The sequence below is a fragment of the Rhizobacter sp. P3_B12 genome, from assembly GCF_056402895.1.
Window position 1 is genome coordinate 1 of record NZ_JBFUGN010000674.1, and the last position, 3423, is coordinate 3423.

Sequence of the window (3423 nt, forward strand, 5' to 3'; positions counted from 1 at the left end):
GGCCTGGAGCGCGTTCTACGGTGGCGACCTGGCCGGCATCGGCGAGCGCCTCGGCCACCTGCAGGCGCTCGGCGTGACGACCGTCTACCTGACGCCGGTGTTCAGCTCCGGCAGCAACCACCGCTACGACACCGAGGACTACGACCACGTCGACGCGGGGCTCGGCGGCGACGAGGCGCTCGTCGCGCTGTCGCAGCGATTGCACGCGGCCGGCCTGCGCCTGGTGCTCGATGCGGTGCTGAACCACACCGGCGCGAATCATCCGTGGTTCAACCGCTTCGCGCAGCACGAGCAACCCGGGGCCTGGCAATCGCCCGATTCGCCATGGCACGGCTGGTACGCGCGCGACGCGCACGGCCACCCGGTCTACTGGAAGGGCCATCAATCGCTGCCGGTGCTCGACTACGCGCACCCCGAGGTGCTGGACGCCTTCATCCGCGGCCCGCGCTCGGTGCTGCGGCGCTGGCTGCAGCCGCCGGTGTCGGCCGACGGCTGGCGGCTCGATGCGGTGCACATGCTGGGCGAGGGCCCGGGCGCCGGCAACAACGCCGCGATGCTGCGCGCGATGCGCGACGCGGTGCGCGACGAGAACCCCGAGGCCATCCTGGTCGGCGAGCACTTCAGCGAAGCGAGCTCGTGGCTGCAGGGCGACCAGGAAGACGCCGCGATGAACTACTGGGGCTTCACGCTGCCGCTGTGGCAGTGGCTGGCGGGCGTCGATTTCGGCGGGCGCGCGGCGCCGGTCGCGACGGCCGACCTCGTGGCCTGGCTCGGTGAATCGCGCGCGGTGGTGCCGCACGAGGTGGCGCTCGCGCAGTGGAACGCGCTCGACAGCCACGACACGCAGCGCCTGTTCACGCGGCTCGGCACCGACGAGGCGCTGCACGGCGTGGCGCAGGCGCTGCAGTTCGGCTACCCCGGCGTGCCGTGCATCTACTACGGCGACGAGGTCGGGCTGGAAGGCGGCAACGACCCGGACAACCGGCGCTGTTTCGACTGGAGCGGCGCGAGCTGGCGGCCGGCGATCCTCGAGCGGGTGAAGCGCTTCGCCGGGTGGCGTCGTGATCGGGCCGAGTTGCGCGAGGGTGCGTGCCTCACGCTGGCGCATGGCGAAGACTGGATCGCGTTCGCGCGGGTCAACGCGGCGGCGGTCACGCTGCTGGTGGCGAATCGCGGCGATGCTGCCGAGGCCGTCGTGCCGCTCGATGCGTTGCCGTTCGACGTCGCCCGCTGGGTCTCGCCGAGCGGCCACCGCTGGGCGCTGGAAGGGCGCACGATCCGCCTGCGGCTGCCGGCGCGCGACGCGGCCTGGCTGTTCAGCATGTAGCCCGGATGCCAATCCGGGTCCCACCGCCACGAATCCCGGATTGGCATCCGGGCTACAACTTCAGCGCCGCGCGGGCCTGCAACGCCGCGTCGCGCGACGCACACCCTTCGCGGTGGTCGTTGACCAGCCCCATCGCCTGCATGAACGCGTAGACGGTGGTCGGCCCGACGAAGCTCCAGCCGCGCTTCTTCAGGTCTTTCGACATCGCGATCGCCTCCGGCGAGGTCGTCATCGCGATCAGCGCCTCGTGCGTCAGCTTCTTCGGCCGCGAACGCGCCGCCGGCTCGTAGCCCCACGCATAGGCGGCGAACGAGCCGAACTCCTGGCGCAGCTCCAGCACGCGCTGCGCGTTGTTGATCGTCGATTCGATCTTGCCGCGGTGGCGCACGATGCCGGCGTCGGCCAGCAGCCGCTCGACATCCTTCGCGGTGAAGCGCACGACCTGGTCGGCCTCGAAGTTCGCGAAACCGGCGCGGAAGGACTCCCGCTTGTTCAGGATCGTCAGCCAGCTCAGCCCGGCCTGGAAACCCTCGAGGCAGATCTTCTCGAACAGCCGCCGTTCGTCGGTGACCGGGAAGCCCCATTCATGGTCGTGGTAGTGCTGGTAGCCGGGCGTCGCGCGGCACCAGTGGCAGCGCGGGGCGCCGTCGTCGGCGATGAAGAGGCCGCGGCGTTCGGCGGCCTGGTGCTGGGCGGGGGTCGTCATGGCGGTTCGGGGCAGGGGGCTTCAGAGGGATCCGGCACAGCCCGGCGCGCCGCAGCGGCACGCGAGCCGGCCCAGGTGGTGCGAGCGGCCGTAGCCGACGGTCAGTTCCTCGCCGGCGCCGATGTCGCGCAGCGCATGGAACGCGACGCGGCCCTGCTGCAGCTTCAGCACCATGTTCGGCCGGCAGGAGTGGTTCGCGAAGCGCAGCGCGTCGGTCGACGCCGAGGCATCGATGGCGCGCCGCTCGGAGACCTCGACGATCATGATGCGGGCCACGCCGCGGGCGCGCCGCCGGGCCTCGGCCACGCTGATCGGCTCGCCGCKCAGCTCGCCGATCTTGCGGCGCGCGGGGATCGCCTCGGCGGCGAACACGCCCTGGCCGTCGATGGTGCTCGGGGCCACGGTCAGCGCGAACTTCTGCGGGTCGGCGGGGATGCCGCGCGGGCGTGGCGGGGCGCTTGTGGGTTCGGGGGCGGCGAGTGCGCGCAGCTGAGGCATGGCGGGATTGTCGCAAGCAATCAAACCCCGCTCGCCCTGGGCTTGTCGAAGCCTGGTGCGATGCGAGCAGGCCCTTCGACAAGCTCAGTGCGAACGGAACTCGTCACACAGCAGCCCGTGCAGTTCGACGTCGTAGGTCTTGCCCTTGCCGACCCAGCGCTGGCGCAGCAGCCCCTCGCGCGTGAAGCCGAGCGATTGCAGCAAGCGCACCGACGATCGGTTCAGCGGATTGACCTCGGCTTCCAGGCGGCGCACGCCCATCGATCCGAACGCGACGCCGACCAGCGCGGCGACTGCCTCGCGCGCCAGCCCGCGGCCCCAGTGCGCGCGGCCCAGCACGTAGCCGAGTTCGGCACGGGCGCTGCCCTCGTTGAAGTTGAACAGCAGCCCGGCGCCGATCACCGTCGCGTCGTCGCGCGACAGGATCACGAACTGCACCGCGTTGCCGGTCGCCTGGATGCCGGTGATGCGCTGGTACCAGGCGGTGGCATCGTCCATCGAGCGCCAGGTCGCGTACGGCAGGAACTGCGTCACCGTGTCGTCGCCGTTGACGGCCATCAGGCCGGGCAGGTCGGCTTCGGTGATCTGCCGCACCACGAGGCGCGGCGTCTCGATCGGGGCGGGCGGCGTCAAGGGCATGCGAGGGCCTCGTCGTGAAGGGAGCGGCAGATGGCGTCGAAGGCGGCGCGCGGATCGGCCGCTTGCGTGATCGCGCGGCCCAGCACCACGTGCGTGGCGCCGGCCCGCAGCGCCTCGGCCGGCGTCGCGGTGCGGGCCTGGTCGTTGCGCGCCATGCCGGCGGGTTGGGTGCCCGGCGTCACGATCAGCGCGCCGGGCGGAAGCTGCTGCTTCAGCAGCGCGGCCTCGTGGGCGGACGCGACGACCCCGTGGC

5 protein-coding genes are annotated in these 3423 nt (G+C 71.9%); 1 reads left to right on the plus strand and 4 read right to left on the minus strand.

Features of this window, described 5'->3' with window-relative positions:
* The coding region (locus AC1D01_RS25920; RefSeq protein ID WP_477871475.1) for an alpha-amylase family glycosyl hydrolase at window positions 1-1327 on the plus strand (1327 nt) is incomplete at its 5' end.
* A 52-nt stretch (window positions 1328-1379) separates the two neighbouring features.
* Here AC1D01_RS25920 and AC1D01_RS25925 read toward each other — a convergent pair.
* From AC1D01_RS25925 to AC1D01_RS25940, 4 genes are all read right to left on the minus strand, one after another.
* The gene (locus AC1D01_RS25925; protein ID WP_477871477.1) at window positions 1380-2033 is read right to left on the minus strand and encodes a DNA-3-methyladenine glycosylase I; all 654 of its coding nucleotides are present in this window, start codon (window positions 2031-2033) and stop codon (window positions 1380-1382) included.
* Window positions 2034-2054: 21 nt separating this feature from the next.
* On the minus strand, window positions 2055-2531 hold the full coding sequence (locus tag AC1D01_RS25930; protein ID WP_477871479.1) for an SET domain-containing protein: 477 nt from the start codon (window positions 2529-2531) through the stop codon (window positions 2055-2057).
* 84 nt (window positions 2532-2615) lie between these two features.
* On the minus strand, window positions 2616-3170 hold the full coding sequence (locus AC1D01_RS25935) for a GNAT family N-acetyltransferase (protein ID WP_477871481.1): 555 nt from the start codon (window positions 3168-3170) through the stop codon (window positions 2616-2618).
* Window positions 3161-3423, minus strand: a 263-nt coding sequence (locus AC1D01_RS25940; protein WP_477871483.1) for an orotidine 5'-phosphate decarboxylase / HUMPS family protein, incomplete at its 5' end; no start/stop codon positions are given. The genes AC1D01_RS25940 and AC1D01_RS25935, both read right to left, overlap by 10 nt.